The sequence below is a fragment of the Streptomyces sp. MNU76 genome, from assembly GCF_020982545.1.
In the GTDB taxonomy this organism is placed as follows: Bacteria; Actinomycetota; Actinomycetes; order Streptomycetales; family Streptomycetaceae; genus Streptomyces.
This window is the reverse complement of record NZ_JAJKLK010000002.1, coordinates 1-16,311: the sequence shown is the minus strand read 5'-3', so window position 1 is coordinate 16,311 and position 16,311 is coordinate 1. Positions and strand designations below refer to the sequence as shown.

At 69.9% G+C, this 16,311-nt stretch carries 12 protein-coding genes and 1 pseudogene; 9 read left to right on the top strand and 4 right to left on the bottom strand.

Annotated elements, in window-relative coordinates; genetic code table 11:
* Nucleotides 1–77: 77 nt before the first annotated feature.
* Nucleotides 78–881 (top strand): hypothetical protein, encoded by an 804-nt coding sequence (locus tag E4N62_RS06040; protein ID WP_230212525.1) that lies wholly within the window; start codon nt 78–80, stop codon nt 879–881.
* Nucleotides 882–1,195: 314 nt separating this feature from the next.
* Here E4N62_RS06040 and E4N62_RS06035 read toward each other — a convergent pair whose 3' ends face one another.
* Both E4N62_RS06035 and E4N62_RS06030 read right to left on the bottom strand, forming a co-directional pair.
* The gene (locus E4N62_RS06035; RefSeq protein ID WP_230212523.1) at nt 1,196–2,764 is read right to left on the bottom strand and encodes an arabinogalactan endo-1,4-beta-galactosidase; all 1,569 of its coding nucleotides are present in this window, start codon (nt 2,762–2,764) and stop codon (nt 1,196–1,198) included.
* Between the two features lie 216 nt (nt 2,765–2,980).
* Complete coding sequence (locus E4N62_RS06030; RefSeq protein WP_230212520.1) at nt 2,981–5,002, bottom strand: beta-galactosidase; 2,022 nt, start codon at nt 5,000–5,002, stop codon at nt 2,981–2,983.
* 209 nt (nt 5,003–5,211) lie between these two features.
* Here E4N62_RS06030 and E4N62_RS06025 point away from each other — a divergent pair, with 209 nt between their 5' ends.
* From E4N62_RS06025 to E4N62_RS06005, 5 genes are all read left to right on the top strand, one after another.
* Entirely contained in the window at nt 5,212–6,531 is a 1,320-nt protein-coding gene (locus E4N62_RS06025) for an extracellular solute-binding protein (RefSeq protein WP_230212518.1), read from the top strand.
* Complete coding sequence (locus tag E4N62_RS06020) at nt 6,528–7,451, top strand: carbohydrate ABC transporter permease (RefSeq protein WP_230212516.1); 924 nt, start codon at nt 6,528–6,530, stop codon at nt 7,449–7,451. Before E4N62_RS06025 ends, E4N62_RS06020 begins: the two co-directional genes overlap by 4 nt.
* Nucleotides 7,448–8,353, top strand: coding sequence for a carbohydrate ABC transporter permease (locus E4N62_RS06015; RefSeq protein WP_230212513.1), 906 nt, complete (start codon nt 7,448–7,450; stop codon nt 8,351–8,353). The genes E4N62_RS06020 and E4N62_RS06015 overlap by 4 nt, the downstream gene beginning before the upstream one ends.
* Nucleotides 8,350–9,381, top strand: coding sequence for a LacI family DNA-binding transcriptional regulator (locus tag E4N62_RS06010; protein ID WP_230212511.1), 1,032 nt, complete (start codon nt 8,350–8,352; stop codon nt 9,379–9,381). Before E4N62_RS06015 ends, E4N62_RS06010 begins: the two co-directional genes overlap by 4 nt.
* A gap of 182 nt (nt 9,382–9,563) precedes the next feature.
* On the top strand, nt 9,564–10,364 hold the full coding sequence (locus tag E4N62_RS06005) for a VOC family protein (protein ID WP_184898189.1): 801 nt from the start codon (nt 9,564–9,566) through the stop codon (nt 10,362–10,364).
* A gap of 16 nt (nt 10,365–10,380) precedes the next feature.
* On the opposite strand, the gene glgX is transcribed toward E4N62_RS06005, so the two are convergent.
* Both glgX and E4N62_RS05995 read right to left on the bottom strand, forming a co-directional pair.
* On the bottom strand, nt 10,381–12,507 hold the full coding sequence (glgX, locus tag E4N62_RS06000; protein ID WP_230212509.1) for a glycogen debranching protein GlgX: 2,127 nt from the start codon (nt 12,505–12,507) through the stop codon (nt 10,381–10,383).
* On the bottom strand, nt 12,504–13,019 hold the full coding sequence (locus tag E4N62_RS05995) for a pep a2 (protein ID WP_230212507.1): 516 nt from the start codon (nt 13,017–13,019) through the stop codon (nt 12,504–12,506). The genes glgX and E4N62_RS05995 overlap by 4 nt, the downstream gene beginning before the upstream one ends.
* A gap of 268 nt (nt 13,020–13,287) precedes the next feature.
* Here E4N62_RS05995 and E4N62_RS05990 point away from each other — a divergent pair, with 268 nt between their 5' ends.
* The 3 genes and pseudogenes from E4N62_RS05990 to E4N62_RS05980 all read left to right on the top strand — a co-directional run.
* Nucleotides 13,288–13,650 (top strand): DUF5133 domain-containing protein, encoded by a 363-nt coding sequence (locus tag E4N62_RS05990; RefSeq protein WP_230212504.1) that lies wholly within the window; start codon nt 13,288–13,290, stop codon nt 13,648–13,650.
* Nucleotides 13,651–13,710: 60 nt separating this feature from the next.
* A pseudogene (locus E4N62_RS05985) lies at nt 13,711–15,718 on the top strand (maltotransferase domain-containing protein).
* On the top strand, nt 15,715–16,311 hold a 597-nt coding region (locus tag E4N62_RS05980; RefSeq protein WP_268269102.1), incomplete at its 3' end, for an alpha-amylase family glycosyl hydrolase. The pseudogene E4N62_RS05985 and the gene E4N62_RS05980, both read left to right, overlap by 4 nt.

Here is a 16,311-nt window from a genome sequence, read left to right as displayed (position 1 = left end):
GCTCCATCCTGGCAGGGGCCGAGCCGCCCCACAGGCCACTCGGGTTAGGTTGGCCGTCACCGACCAGGGAGACCGCCGTGCCCGTCCGCCGCCGCCTGCTGTACGTCACCGACCTCGCCTATCCGGCCCGGGGGCGGCGGTACTGCGACGAGGACATCTTCCTCACCTCCCGGCTGCGCGCGGAGTTCGACATCGCCCTGTGCCGCCCGCTGGACGCGGCGGCCCTGCTGGACGGCTTCGACGCGGTCGTGGTCCGCAACAGCGGGCCCGTCCTGCACCACCAGGAGGCGTACGACGCCTTCCGCGAGCGGGCGACGGCACTCGGCACCCGCGTCTACAACCCACTGACCGGCCGCGCCGACATGGTCGGCAAGCAGTACCTGCTGGACCTCACCGGCGCCGGGTACCCGGTCATCCCCACCGTCGACCGGCCCGAGGACCTCACGCGGCTGCCGAAGTCCGCCTCGTACGCGGTGAAGCCGAAGGCCGGCGCGGACTCCCTCGGCCTGCGCTTCCTGACCGGCCCCGAGCTGACGGGCCTGACCTGGGGCGACGTCCGCCTGGTCGAACTGGAGGACCTCAACCGTTCCTGGGGACTGAGCATGAGTGAGTCCGCCCAGCCGCACGCCCCGAACGGTCTTGGGCGTTCCCCCACTGCCTCAAGGGCGTGGGAGGTACCCCCAGGTCCCCGGCGTACTCAACCCCGGGGCGGCGACACGCATCCTGTACGTGGTCCGTCCCGGGAGGCCGGTTCCCTCACGACCTGGCCAGGTGGGTACGGACAGAGGGCGACGGAGAGGCCCCGGACCCTCTCTCCGGAGGAAAGGCGGCTCCGCACGCCGGCTCCGTTCCCGGTGTCCCGGATCGCCCGCTCACCGTAGCCCGAACAGCCCACACCGTCGCAAACCCGGAAGCCGATCATCACACGATCGAGCTCATCCACCCTCGTACGCACTCCCCGGCAAGCAGTTGGCAACCCCCTAACCTCGCCCTGGACCGCCTCCCCGAGCGGGTCCGGGACACCTTCGTCACAGCCATGGCCACCTCACTGCACGCGTTCCTCGGCGGCTGAGCGGCCGGAGGGGGCCGCACGTCGAAACGTACGGCCCCTCCGGCGCGCCCCTTCAGGGGCGCGGGAAACTGCGCGACCGGCCCCCACCGGCCCGCGCTGTCACCACGGACCCGTCGCCCGTATTCACCGGTGGCTGAACCACGCCGCCGCCGGCAGCAGCCTGTCGTCGTATCCGAACAGCGCCTGGTTCTCCCACCCGTTCCCGGAGGCCGCGTCCGTCGGGTCCCAGCCGTTGCCGTCGACCGCGGTCCACGTCGACTCCCAGTAGAAGATCCCGAGACCACGGCCGTTCGGGACGGCCTCGACGATGCTCGCGATGTCCTTCATCCACCGGGTCTGACCGGCGGTGGTGGCCGGGTAGCCGGACACCAGCTCGCTCGACAGGTCGATGATGTTCTCGTGCGCGTCCTCGCTGTCCAGCCGGAACGGGTACGCCGTCTCGGCGACGAACACCGGCTTGGCGTAGCGGGACGCCGCGTCGTCCAGCGTGGTCTGGAAGTCGGCGAGCGTGCCGTGCCAGTAGCCGTAGTACGACAGGCCGATGACATCGAACTTCACGCCCTGGGAGACGGCGTTGTCGAACCACCAGCGGGTGCCGGACAGGTCCCCGCCCTTGGCGAGGTGCAGCGCCACCTGGGTGGAGGAGTTGACCGCCTTGACCGCGTCGTAGCCGGAGTTGAGCAGTCCGGCGAGCTGCGACCAGTTGGAGGTGGAGCCCGCCGACCACAGCATGCCGCCGTTGATCTCGTTGCCGACCTGGACCATGTCGGCGGTGGTGCCCTGCGCCTTGAGGGCGTTGAGGACGTCGTAGGTGTGGTTGTAGACGTCTGTCCGCAGCTGGCTGTAGGAGTGACCGGTCCACGCGGACGGCACGGTCTGGGCGCCCGGGTCCGCCCAGGTGTCCGAGTAGTGGAAGTCGACCAGGAGCTTCATGCCCTGCGCCTTGACGCGCTTGGCGGCGGCGAGCACGCGGGTCTTGTTGTTGTAGCCGTCGGCGGGGTTCACCCAGACCTTGAGGCGTGCGTAGTTCTGGCCTGCGCCCTTGAGGATGGCGAGGGCGTCGCCGGTGGTGCCGGAGCTGTTCCTGTAGACGCCGCCCTTGGCCTCGCTCTTGACGAGCGAGGACACGTCGGAGCCCTTGATGGGCACGCCCGTCGTCCCGGACGCGAAGGTCAGGTCGTCGACGTTGATCCAGTTCCCGGCACGGGCGTCGGAGTTGACGCTGATGGTGCACTGGTTGTTGGCCACCGCGATCGAGGTGACGATCCGGATCCAGCCACTGGCGGAGACCGGGATGTCGGTGCGCTGCTCGGCGCTGCCGCAGTTCTTCAGCGCGAGGTACGCGGAGTTCTGGCCGCCGCCGGAGCGCACCCACGCGGTGAGCTTGTAGTTCCCGTTGGTCAGGCCGGACAGGTACTGGTACGTCTCCACCTTGTAGGCGGAGGACGACCAGTGGGTGAGGCGGTGACTGCCGCCGTGACCGCCGGACTCGGTGAAGGAGGCGGCGTTCTGCCCGCCCGCCGAGTACGTCGACCAGCCGGCCGGCGTCGCGGTCCCGGTGCCGTCGGACTCGAAGCCCCCGTTGGTGAGCGTGGCGGCGGCGTGTGCCGGGCCGGCGGGCACGGTGGTGAGCGCCAGACCCGCGAACAGCGGTATGAGCAGGGCCCTGAGGGCACGTCTCGCGTGGAACATCGTCGTCCCTTCGACGAAGGTGGGGAGCCGGGTGTTGCGGTGCTGTGGCGGCGCCGCGCCCGAAGGCCGTGGGCGCGGCGCCGCCTGGACCGACCGGATGTCCCCAGAGATCCGGTCGGGGTCGGGGATGACCCGGGGCCGGGAAACGCCCCCGGGCGGGGAGCGGCGGCCGTCACCCGTGCGGCTCGGTGACAGGCCGCCGCCCACATCTGCCGATCAGGGGTCGAGGCGTACGACCCTGACGCCGCCGGCGGCTACGACGAGGCGGCCCACCGCGCGTTCGCCGGTGAGGAGTTCGGTGCCGGCCGTGTCCAGCGGCACCTTCGCGTCGAGCGCGGTGTGGTTGATCGCGAAGAGGAAGTCGCCCGACTCCCCCGCGCGGCGCACCACTTCGACGTCGCGCGGCAGGTCGGCGCGGGGTGCGATGCCCGCGTCGTCGGCGGCCCAGCCGAGGAGCGCGTCGAGGCCGTGTGCGTCGAGGCGGGTGGAGACGTACCAGGCGGAGCCCTCGCCGAGCCGGTGCCGGGTGACGGCGGGCCGGTCGGCGGCGAGTCCGTCGGCGTAGGTCCACACGGGCTCGGCGCCGTGCGGCACCACGAACTCGGTCCACACGTCACCGGTCAGTTCGGAGCCGTCGGGGCCGGTGACGCGGACGCTCTCGCCGCCGAGCAGGGGCGAGAACTCCTCGACGGTCAGGCCGAGTACGTCCCGCAGGGCACCAGGGTAGGGGCCCTCGTGGACGGCGTCGTGCTCGTCGACGATCCCGGAGAAGTAGGAGACGACGAGGGTGCCGCCGTTCTCGACGTACGCCTTGAGGTTGTCCCCCGCCGCTCGCGTCATCAGGTACAACGCGGGAACGACGACAAGGGGATAGGCCGACAAGTCGGCTTCCGGATGGGCGAAGTCGACCGTGAGGTGGCGGTCGTAGAGGGCCTCGTAGAAGGCGTCGACGCGTTCGCGGGCCTCGTGGTCCTCGCTGGGGCGCCAGGCGAGGTTCTGCGCCCACCAGGAGTGCCAGTCCCACACGACGGCCACGTCGGCGACGGTCCGGCTGCCCCTGATCTGGCTCAACGAGTCGAGGGAGGCGCCCAGTTCGACGACCTCGCGCCAGACCCGGGATTCGGTGCCGGCCTGCGGCAGCATCGCCGAGTGGAACTTCTCGGCGCCGCGCCGGGACTGCCGCCACTGGAAGAACATGGCGCCCTCGGAGCCGCGTGCCACGTGGGCGAGGGAGTTGCGGGCCATCTGGCCGCGGGCCTTGGCGGGGTTGCGGGCCTGCCAGTTGACGCCCGAGGTGGAGTGCTCCAGGAGCAGCCAGGGGGCACCGCCGCCGACCGAGCGGGTGAGGTCGGCGGCCATCGCGAGGTTGACATGGGTGCGGCGGCCGTCGGTGATCAGGTAGTGGTCGTTGGTGACGAGGTCGACCTCACGGCCCCAGGCCCAGTAGTCCAGGGAGTCGCACTGGCTGAGCGCGGTCATGAAGTTGGTGGTGACCGGGATGCCGGGGGCGAGGCGGTGCAGGATGTCCCGCTCGGCGACGAAGTTCTCACGGATGGTCTCGTCGGCGAACCGCTTGTAGTCGAGGGCCTGCCCGGGGTTGCCGACCGTGGGGGTCGTGCGCGGCGGGTTGATCTGCGCGAAGTCGGTGTAGTGCTGGCCCCAGAAGGCGGTGCCCCAGGCCTCGTTGACCGCCGCGACGTCACCGTACGTCCGCTCCAGCCAGCGGCGGAAGTGCGCGGCGCAGGAGTCGCAGTAGCAGGCGGAGACGGGGACGCCGTACTCGTTGTGGACGTGCCACAGGGCGAGCGCCGGGTGGTCGGCGTAGCGCTCGGCGAGCTTCGTGGTGATGTTCGCGGCGGCGGCCCGGTAGTCGGCGTTGCTGTGGCAGATGGCGCCGCGCGAGCCGAACTCGTAGCGGGTGCCGTCGGCGGCCACGGGCAGCGCCTCGGGGTGCTCGCGGTAGAACCAGACCGGCGGTACGACCGTGGGGGTGCCGAGGTCGACGCGGATGCCGTTGTCGTGGAGCAGGTCGAGCAGACGGTCGAGCCACGCGAAGTCGTAGGTGCCCCGAGAGGTCTCCAGCAGAGCCCAGGAGAAGATGCCGACGCTGACCATCGTGACGCCGGCCTCGCGCATCAGCCGGACGTCCTCGTGCCAGACGGTTTCCGGCCACTGCTCGGGGTTGTAGTCCCCACCGAAGGCGAGCCCGGTCAGGCCCGTGGGGGTGGTCTCCGGCATGGATCTCTCCCGTTTTATCGATCATTTGGGAACGTGCACACACAGCGACGCAGTGCGGGGCCCAACATAACCGCACAGCAACAACCATTGACAAGCGTCCGGGATGTTTCTCTACTGTGAACGCTCACAGACCCACTGTCTGTGAACGCTCACAGAGCATGGCATGGTCCTCGCAGCAGACGAGGACCCAGGTCAGGGGAGAACGATCCATGCCCAACAGCACGAAGCACCGGCGCTTTGTGGCCACCGCCGTCGCCGTCACGCTCGGCGCCACCACACTCGCCGCCTGCGGCGGGTCCGACGACAGCGAGGCTCAGTCGGGGCCCGCCAAGCTGACGTACTGGACCTGGACGCCGGGCATGGACAAGGTCGTCGACCTCTGGAACAAGGGTCCCGGCAAGGAGCAGCAGATCACCGTCACGGCGAAGAAGCAGGCTTCCGGCGACACCCTCGTCACCAAGATCCTCACCGCGCACAAGGCGGGCAAGGGCCCGGACCTGGTGCAGGCCGAGTACCAGGCGCTGCCGACCCTGGTCAGCAATGACGCGGTCGCCGACATCGCGGGCGAGACGGGCGACGCGAAGGGCAAGTTCGCCGACGGTGTCTGGCAGCAGACCACACTGGGCACGGACGCCGTCTACGCGATACCGCAGGACATCGGGCCGATGATGTTCTACTACCGCGAGGACCTCTTCAAGAAGCACGGCCTGACCGTCCCGAAGACCTGGGACGAGTTCGCCGAGACCGCGCGCAAGCTGAAGAAGGCGGACCCGGACGTCGACCTCACCACCTTCTCCGCGAACGACTCCGGTCTCTTCGCCGGTCTCGCCCAGCAGGCGGGCGCGAAGTGGTGGACCACCGAGGGCCAGAAGTGGAAGGTCGGCATCGACGACGCGGCCACCGGGCGCGTCGCCGACTTCTGGGGCGGGCTGGTCAAGGAGGGCGCCATCGACAACCAGCCGATGTACACCCCGGCCTGGAACAAGGCGCTCAACACCGGCAAGCAGATCGCCTGGGTCAGCGCCGTCTGGGCGCCGGGCACGCTGACCACCGCCGCGCCCGACACCGAGGGCAAGTGGAAGGTGGCGCCGCTGCCGCAGTGGTCGGCCTCCGAGAACACCACCGGCAGCTGGGGCGGCTCCTCGACCGCCGTCACCACGGACTCGAAGAACAAGGGTGCCGCCGCGAAGTTCGCCACCTGGCTGAACACGGACCCCGAGGCGCTGACCGCGCTGGCCAAGGAGGGCGGCATCTACCCGGCCGCCACCACCGCGCAGACCAGTGACGCGTTCGCCCAGCCGCCGGCCTTCTTCTCCAACCAGGCCGACTTCTACACCGTGGCCTCCGAGGTCGCGAAGACCACCGCGCCGTCCGCGTGGGGTCCGAACGTGAACGTCGCGTACACCACCTTCAAGGACGCGTTCGGCGCCGCCGCGAAGAACAAGTCGGACTTCGGTGCCGCCCTGAAGACGATGCAGGACGACACGGTCGCCGACATGAAGAAGCAGGGCTTCGAGGTCGCTCAGTGACGACGGCACGCCGCAGGTCGTACGGGGTCAAGGGGGCCCCGTACGCCTTCCTCCTCCCCGCGACCATCCTGTTCGCCCTGTTCTTCGCGCTCCCGATCGGCTACGCGGTCTGGCTCAGTCTGCGCAAGGTGCAGGTCAAGGGGCTCGGCCTCGGCTCGGGCGCGCGCAGCGAGGTGTGGGCGGGCCTGGAGAACTACACCGACGCGCTGACCGACTCCGAACTGCTGGACGGCGCCCTGCGCGTCCTCGGCTACGGCGCGATCGTCGTCCCGGTCATGCTCGGTCTGGCACTGGTCTTCGCCCTGATGCTGGACAGCGACAAGGTGCGGCTGGCCCCCTTCACCCGGCTGGCGATCTTCCTGCCCTACGCCATCCCCGGTGTCGTGGCGGCTCTGCTGTGGGGCTTCCTCTACCTCCCGGACGTCAGCCCCTTCTCCTTCGTGCTGGAGCGGCTGGGCCTGCCGCAGCCGGACCTGCTGGACGGCGGCGGCCTGTACGCGGCGCTGTCGAACATCGCGATCTGGGGCGGCACCGGCTTCAACATGATCGTCATCTACACCTCGCTGCAGGCGATCCCCGCCGAGGTGTACGAGGCGGCCAAGCTGGACGGCGCGTCGCCGCTGCAGATCGCGCTGCGGATCAAGATCCCGATGGTGGCGCCCTCGCTGGTGCTGACCTTCTTCTTCTCGATCATCGCCACGCTCCAGGTGTTCAGCGAGCCCACCACCCTCAAGCCGCTCACCAACTCGGTCTCCACGACGTGGAGTCCGCTGATGAAGGTGTACCGGGACGCGTTCGGCGAGGGCGACATCCACTCGGCGGCCGCGGGTGCCGTGATCATCGCCGTGGCGACGCTCGTCCTCTCCTTCGGCTTCCTGAAGGCCGCGAACTCCCGTAGCAAGCAGGAGGCAGCACGATGAGCTCTCTTGCCGTACGCAAGGCCGCCCCGGCGGCCGGCACCACCCCCGGTGCCGCCCAGGGCCCGCCGCTGCGCCGCCGGATCGCGCTCGTCCCGACGCTCACCCTGCTGCTGGGCGCGATCTACTGTCTGCTGCCCGTCGCCTGGGTGCTGATCGCGGCCACCAAGTCGGGCAGCGAGCTGTTCAGCACGTTCACCTTCCTGCCGGGCACCGGCTTCGCGGACAACCTGTCCGACCTGAACGCCTACCGCGACGGCGTGTACTGGACGTGGATGGGCAACTCCGCGCTGTACGCGGGCGTCGGCGCCCTGCTGTCCACCGCCGTCTCCGCGATCAGCGGCTACGCGCTGGCGATCTACCGCTTCAAGGGCCGCGAGACCGTCTTCAACGTGCTGATGGCGGGCGTGCTGATGCCGCCGGTGATCCTGGCGATCCCGCAGTACCTGCTGATGGCGAAGGCGGACCTGGCGGACAGCTACTGGTCGGTGCTGCTGCCGCTGATCCTCTCCCCCTACGGCGTCTATCTGTCCCGGATCTACGCCGCGGCCGCCGTCCCCGCCGACGTGGTGGAGGCCGGGCGGATGGACGGGGCGAGCGAGTGGCGGATCTTCACCCGGATCGCGCTGCCGATGATGGTGCCGGGTCTGGTGACGGTCTTCCTGTTCCAGTTCGTGGCCGTCTGGAACAACTTCCTGCTGCCGTACATCATGCTCAGCGACGACGAGAAGTTCCCGATCACCCTGGGCCTGTTCACCCTCCTCGAACAGGGCTCCAACACCCCGGCGCTCTACACCCTGGTGATCACGGGCGCGCTGCTCGCGGTGATCCCATTGATCGCGCTCTTCCTGGTCATCCAGCGGTTCTGGAGCCTCGATCTGCTCTCCGGAGCCGTAAAGTCATGACCATGAGCAACACGGGGGGCAGGCGCAGACCGCCGACCATTCACGACGTGGCGCGCGAGGCGGGAGTCTCCCGGGGAACCGTCTCGCGCGTGCTCAACGGCGGTCACTACGTCAGCCCGACGGCGGCCGAGGCGGTCAACGCCGCGATCCGCAAGACGGGTTACGTGGTGAACCGGCACGCCCGCTCGCTGATCACGGGCCGTTCCGACTCGATCGGCTTCCTGCTGACGGAACCGCAGGAGAAGCTCTTCGAGGACCCCAACTTCAATGTCCTGTTGCGGTGCTGCACCCAGGCACTGGCCGCGCACGACATCCCGCTGCTGCTGATGGTGGCGGGCACGGAGGACGAGCGGCGGCGGATCACGCGGTACATCACGGCGGGCCACGTCGACGGTGTGCTGGTGGTGTCCAGCCACTCCGCGGACCCGGTCGCCCAGGAGCTCCGCGAGGCGGGCATCCCCCTCGTCCAGTGCGGCAAGCCCATGACTCCCGGCTCCAAGGTGAGTTACGTGGCCGCCGACGACCGCGACGGCGCCCGTGACATGGTCCGCCATCTGCTGTCGCTGGGCCGTCGGCGGATCGGGGTCGTGACCGGTCCGCTGGACTCACCCGGCGGTGTCGACCGCCTCGCCGGCTACAAGGAGGTGCTCACCGAGGCGGGCGTCGCGATCGACGAGCGGCTCGTCACCTCCGGCGACTACAGCCGCGCCAGTGGCGAGGCGGGCACCGACCTGCTGCTGGAGCGGGCCCCCGACATGGACGCCGTGTTCGTGGCCTCCGACCTGATGGCGCAGGGCGCCCTCACGGCGCTGCGCCGGGCGGGCCGCCGGGTCCCCGAGGACGTGTCCGTGGGCGGCTTCGACGACTCGGCCGCGGCCACGGAATCCGTCCCCGCCCTCACCACCATCCGCCAGCCCTACGACCGGATCAGCAACGAGATGGTGCGGGTCCTGCTGGCGCAGATCGGCGGTGAGGCCCCGGCCGCCGTGATCCTGCCGACGGAGCTGGTGCGGCGGGAGTCGACGTGAGCTGCGACCCCCGGTAAGAACCTGGGACCCCCAGTCACCACCCGAACGGCCGTCCGAAGATCGCGCTGTCACCGGGGTCGGAAGCCCGTCTCGGGGTACTCGACGCGCACCGGCCCCGGATCCGGTTGGACACTGGAGTGCGGCCGGGTAGCGCCGACGGACGAGACCAGGACACGACTGCCATGAACAGCGACAGCAATCACCGGGACGCGGAGAACATCGTCTCCAGCCATTCCGTCTTCGGCGCGCCCTGCTGGGTGAGCCTCACCAGCCGGGACCTGCCGGCCACGGAGGATTTCTACGCCGCCGTGCTCGGCTGGCAGTGGCGTACGGCCAAGCTCGGCGACCACTTCCGGATCGCGCTCGCCGACGGTGTACCGGTCGCCGGGATCGCCGGGGTGGCCTCCCTGTGGCAGATGGCGGTGGCCTGGACCCCGTACTTCGCCGTGTCGGACGCCGACGCGGCCGCGTCCCGGGCCAGGGAGCGCGGCGGCACGGTCGCGGTCGGCCCCCTCTCCTTCCCGCCCGGACGCGCCGCGCTGCTGGCGGACCGGCACGGCGCCTCCTTCGGGATCTGGGAGGGCGCGCTGTTCACCGACTGGGAGACCTGGCGCAAGGCCGCCCCGGCCTTCATCCGGCTGCACACCCGGGACGCCTTCGACGCGGCGATCTTCTACGGCGAGGTCCTGGAGTGGGCCACCGAGAAGCCCGGCTGCTGCGAGGTGCGCTACGAGGCGAACGAGGTCGTCCTGCGCAGCGAGGGCGAGGTGGTCGCCCGGATCACCTCCGGCGCGCTGGAGGCCGCCCCCGACCCCACGATCCGCCCGCACTGGCAGGTCCACTTCTCCGTCTCCGACGTGGCGGCCCGTGTCGAGGCCGCTCAGCACCACGGCGGCACGATCCTCACCCAGGACGCGCACGAGGCGGTCCTCCGCGACCCGGACGGCGCCCAGTTCACGATCACGTCGCGCGGCGAACGCTGACCGGGACGACCGAGGATCAGCCGGCCCGGGAGGGCCGGGACAGCAGCATCAGCCCCCGCGCCTCCAAGGTGATCTCGGCGCCCGCCTTGTGCTCCGACTCGTCCGGGTCGCCGTCGGGTTCCGCGGTCGTGTCGACGCGGGTCGTCCAGCGCTCTCCGTACGCGGTACCGGGGAGCCGGAAGACCCGTGGTTCCCAGTGGCTGTTGAGCAGCAGCAGGAAGGAAACGTCGACGACGGGGTTGCCGCGGTGGTCGCGTTCGGCGATGGCGTCGCCGTTGAGGAACACGGCCACGGCGTGCGCGTCGGAGCGGTCCCAGTCGGCGTCGGTCATCTCGTGGGCGTCCGGCCGCAGCCACACCAGGTCGGGCAGCGGCCGGCCCGCGCGGGTCGGGGTGTCGCCCCGGAAGAAGCGGCGGCGGCGCAGCACCGGGTGCGCCGCGCGCAGAGCGATCAGTTCGCGGGTGAACGCGAGCAGCGCGCGCCGTTCGTCGTCGAGCCGCCAGTCGAGCCAGGAGACCTCGTTGTCCTGGCAGTAGGCGTTGTTGTTGCCGCGCTGGGTGCGGCCCGACTCGTCGCCGTGGCAGATCATCGGGATGCCCTGGGACAGCAGCAGGGTGGCCAGCAGGTTGCGTTGCTGCCGGGCCCGCAGGGCAAGGACCCGGGGGTCCCTGGTGGGTCCTTCCGCGCCGCAGTTCCAGGAGCGGTTGACGCTCTCGCCGTCCCGGTTGCCCTCGCCGTTGGCCTCGTTGTGCTTGTCGTCGTAGGAGACCAGGTCGCGCAGGGTGAAACCGTCGTGCGCGGTGACGAAGTTGACGCTGGCGCGCGGGCGGCGCCGGCTGTGCTCGTAGAGGTCGGCGGAGCCGGTCAGCCGGGACGCGAACTCGCCGAGCGTATGGGGACGCCCGCGCCAGAAGTCCCGTACGGCGTCACGGTATCGGCCGTTCCACTCGGACCACAGGGGCGGGAAGTTGCCGACCTGGTAGCCGCCCTCGCCGACGTCCCAGGGCTCGGCGATGAGCTTGACCCTGCTGATCACGGGGTCCTGCTGGATCAGGTCGAAGAACGCCGAGAGGCGGTCCACCTCGTGGAACTGCCGGGCCAGCGTGGCGGCGAGGTCGAAACGGAAGCCGTCGACACGCATCTCGGTGACCCAGTACCGCAGCGAGTCCATGATCAGTTGCAGGACGTACGGGTGCCGCATCAGGAGGCTGTTCCCGGTGCCCGTGGTGTCGTAGTAGTGCGCCCAGTCGCCGTCCACGAGGCGGTAGTACGAGCTGTTGTCGATGCCCCGGAAGGAGAGGGTGGGTCCCTTCTCGTTGCCCTCGGCGGTGTGGTTGTAGACCACGTCGAGGATCACTTCGAGGCCCGCCGCGTGCAGGGCCTTGACCATCGACTTGAACTCGGTGACCTGCTGGCCCCGGGTGCCGTGGGCGGCGTAGGCGTTGTGGGGCGCGAAGAAGCCGATGGTGTTGTAGCCCCAGTAGTTGACGAGGCCCCGGTCCTGCAGGACGCCGTCCTGCACGAACTGGTGGACCGGCATCAGCTCGATCGCGGTCACGCCCAGCGAGGTGAGGTGCTCGACGACGGCGGGATGGGCCAACCCGGCGTAGGTGCCGCGCAGTTCGGGGGGAACGTCGGGGTGGGTGCGGGTGAGGCCGCGGACGTGGGCCTCGTAGACGACGGTGTCGGCGTACGGCCGGCGCGGCGGGCGGTCGTCCCCCCAGTCGAAGAACGGGTCGGTGACGACGCCGAGCATGGTGTGCCCGGCGCTGTCGGCGCCGGGTTCGCGGAGGGAGGGGTGGTTGTCGACCTGTCCGTCGACGGCCGTGGTGTACGGGTCGAGCAGCAGCTTCGCCGGATCGCAGCGGTGGCCGGCGGCGGGGTCCCAGGGGCCGTGCACCCGGTAGCCGTAGCGTTGCCCGGGTCCGACGCCGGGGAGCCGGCCGTGCCAGACGAAACCGTCGGCCTCGGTGAGAGGGACGGTGCGATGGCGGCCCACGTCGTCGACGAGCACGAGGTCGACGCCGTCGGCGACCTCGCTGAAGAGGGCGAAGTTGGTGCCGGTGCCGTCGTAGGAGGCGCCCAGCGGGTAGGGGTGCCCGCTCCACACGGGCACCCCTTCGCGGTCCGGACGCACGGTCACCGCGCGTCTTCGAGGATGTCCGGGGCCTCGCCGCCGGGCGCACCGGCGAGCGTCGCGACGGGCATCTCGCGGGGCACCTGGAGCATCGCGCGCAGGGCCGGCTCGGGTGCCGTCGGCACCAGGGGCGCGCTCTGGTCGACGGGGGCCCGCTGGGTGAACCAGATGACCGTGCTGCCGGTGTCCGTGGAGCAGCAGCCCCAGCCGTCGCTGAGCGCGGCGATACGGGTCAGGCAGGGACGCAACTCCCGGTCGGGGCGCAGCTCTCGGTCGTTCTCGGCCACCGCCGAGATGAGGTGCTGGCCGTTCCACCACATCTCGATCGAGGTGTTCTTGTCCGTCGCGTGCTCCTCGATGGTGTGCAGGAGGAGTTCGGCGCTGTGGCAGACGGGCTGGACGAGCGTCTCCAGGTCCCAGAACCGGAGGTGAGCGGCCAGGATGCGGCTGACCTGCCCGACCCGCTCCGGACTGACTTCCACGTCGAGGTGGTAGTAGCGAGGCACTTCGGTCTTCATCGTCGTTGGCTCCTCACCGGCGAAGCTCCCTCCGTGGATGCACGAAGCGTGAGCACCGATTACTTCTGAGTCACCTACAGAGTGGGAGGGCTACGCCATTCGTGCAACACGAGCGACTCCCGAGGTTGTTGAAGAACCAACAAGACGCCTGGTGGTTGCGCGTGCACCATGAGTGAAGGCATCGGCTCCGTGAGCGTTCGATGCCCCTCCGTGCACGACCTCCCCCCGGGAAGCGTGCTCCGCCGAGAGTGCCGGGAGGGACCAGCACATGCTGCTGCCCGCCAAGAATGAGGTGGCCAGACATCTGCGGCGCTACCGCACCTGGGAACGCGTGATGCTCGCGTCCCCGACCGACCGCGCGGCCCGGGACAGTTTCGAGGACTCGGGCTACACGCTGTGTGTCCTCATGGGCAAACGCTGTGCCCGGGAGGCCGTGGCGGCCGCCGAGCGCTATCTGCAGACGAGCCCGCCCTCCCGTCTCCAGGAGCAGGGCGACCGTCCCGAACAGGAGGCCGCCGGCAAGCCCCGTAAGGACCGGGCCCGTAAAGGGGCCGGCAAGACCCGGACCGGCGAGAGCCGTTCCGCCACAGGTGGTCCGCCCTCCGGTCGGCGTTCCAAGGCAGGGCTGTAGGACCCGCAGAGCACCCGTTCGGCCCAGCGCCGATCCCCGAGCACGGCGGAGGTGAGACCCATGAGCCCGACTCCGGCCCCGGCCGTCGGCCGCGTCCCCGTCAGGGATGTCCGCCCGCTCGTCGAGTGCGGCAGGCGTCCCGCGAAGGCAGTCGTCGGCGAGACCTTCGAGGTCACCGCGACGCTGTTTCGCGAGGGGCACAGCGTGGTGGCCGCCAATGTCGTGCTCAAGGATCCCGAGGGCCGTCCGGCCCCGTGGACCCCGATGCGCGAGCTGGCCCCCGGCACCGACCGCTGGGGTGCCTTGGTCACCCCCACCTGTGAGGGCCGCTGGACGTACCGCGTCGAGGCATGGAGCGACCCCGTCGCCACCTGGCGTCACACCGCCCGCGTCAAGGTCCCGGCCGGCATCGACACAGGGCTCGTCCTGGAGGAGGGCGCCGAACTCTTCGTACGGGCGGCCGCCGGGGTGCCGGAGGCGGACCTGCACGCGGTCCTGGTGGCGGTGGTCGGCAGGCTCCGCGACGACACCCTGCCGGCCGCCGACCGGCTGGCTGCGGCGTTGGCGCCTGAGGTGGACGAGGTCCTGGCCCGGCATCCCCTGCGGGAACTGGTCACCTCCTCCGAACCGCTGCCCCTGCTGGTGGAACGCGAACGGGCCCTGTTCGGCTCCTGGTACGAGTTCTTCCCCCGTTCCGAGGGCACCCCCGAGCAGCCCCACGGAACCTTCCGCACCGCCGCACGGCGCCTGCCCGCCATCGCCGCCATGGGCTTCGACGTCGTCTACCTCCCACCCATCCACCCCATCGGCACCACCTTCCGCAAAGGCCGCAACAACACCCTCTCCCCACCCCGACGACGTCGGCGTGCCCTGGGCCATCGGCTCCCCGAAGGCGGCCACGACGCCGTCCACCCGGATCTGGGCACGATCGGGGACTTCGACTTCTTCGTCGCCGAAGCACGGGCCCTGGGCATGGAAGTGGCCCTGGACTTCGCCCTGCAGTGCTCCCCGACCACCCCTGGGTCCACAAACACCCCGAGTGGTTCAACCACCGCCCCGACGGCACCATCGCCTACGCCGAGAACCCGCCCAAGTACCAGGACATCTACCCCATCGCCTTCGACGCCGACATGCCCGGCCTGATCACCGAGACCGTCCGGATCCTGCGCCACTGGATGGACCACGGGGTACGCATCTTCCGCGTCGACAACCCCACACCAAACCGGTCGTCTTCTGGGAACAGGTCATCGCCCGGATCAACGCCACCGATCCGGACGTCATCTTCCTGGCCGAGGCCTTCACCCGCCCCGCGATGATGCACACCCTGGCCGCCACCGGCTTCCAGCAGTCCTACACCTACTTCACCTGGCGCAACACCAAGCAGGAACTCACCGACTACGCCACCGAACTCGCCGGCGAGGCAGCCGCCTACATGCGGCCCAACTTCTTCGTCAACACCCCCGACATCCTCCACGCCTTCCTCCAGGAAGGCGGCCGCCCCGCCTTCGAACTCCGCGCCGTCCTCGCCGCCACCCTCTCCCCCACCTGGGGCGTCTACTCCGGCTACGAACTCTGCGAGAACACCCGCCTCAAACCCGGCAGCGAGGAATACCTCGACTCCGAGAAGTACCAACTCCGCCCCCGCGACTGGGACGCCGCCGAACGCGACGGACGCACCATCGCCCCACTCATCACGGCGCTCAACCACATCCGACGGCGGCACCCCGCACTGCACGGACTGCGGAACCTGCGCTTCCACCACACGGACAACGACGCGGTGATCGCGTACAGCAAGCGCACCGGTTCGGACGCGGTCGTGGTGGTCGTCAACCTCGATCCCCACCGTGCCCAGGAGGCCACGATCACACTCGACATGGCGGAACTCGGCCTGGGCACGGGCGAGACCATGCCGGTGCGCGACGAGTTGACAGGGGAGACCTACCACTGGGGACGGACGAACTACGTGCGCCTGGAGCCCGGGCGGGCGCCCGCGCACATCCTCCATGTCCCGCTCTCCTCCGACAGCTCGTCCTCCTCGTCGCAGATCGGAGGGTCAGGTACGCCATGACCACGAACAAGCCCATCCCGGACACCTTTGAGGACACGCCGCGGAAGGACCGGGACCCGGACTGGTTCAAACGCGCCGTCTTCTACGAGGTCCTCGTCCGCTCCTTCCAGGACAGTGACGGCGACGGCATCGGCGACCTCAAGGGCCTGACCGCGAAACTCGACTACCTGCAGTGGCTCGGCATCGACTGCATCTGGCTCCCGCCGTTCTTCAAGTCACCCCTGCGCGACGGCGGTTACGACGTCTCCGACTACACCGCCGTCCTCCCCGAGTTCGGCGACCTCGCCGACTTCGTGGAATTCGTCGACGCCGCCCACCAACGCGGCATGCGCGTCATCATCGACTTCGTCATGAACCACACCAGCGACCAGCACCCGTGGTTCCAGGAATCGAGAAAAGACCCCGACGGACCCTACGGCGACTACTACGTCTGGGCCGACGACGACAAACAGTTCCCCGGCGCCCGCATCATCTTCGTCGACACCGAAGCCTCCAACTGGACCTTCGACCCCGTCCGCAAACAGTACTGGCACCGCTTCTTCTCCCACCAGCCCGATCTCAACTACGAGAACCCGGCCGTACAGGAGGAGATG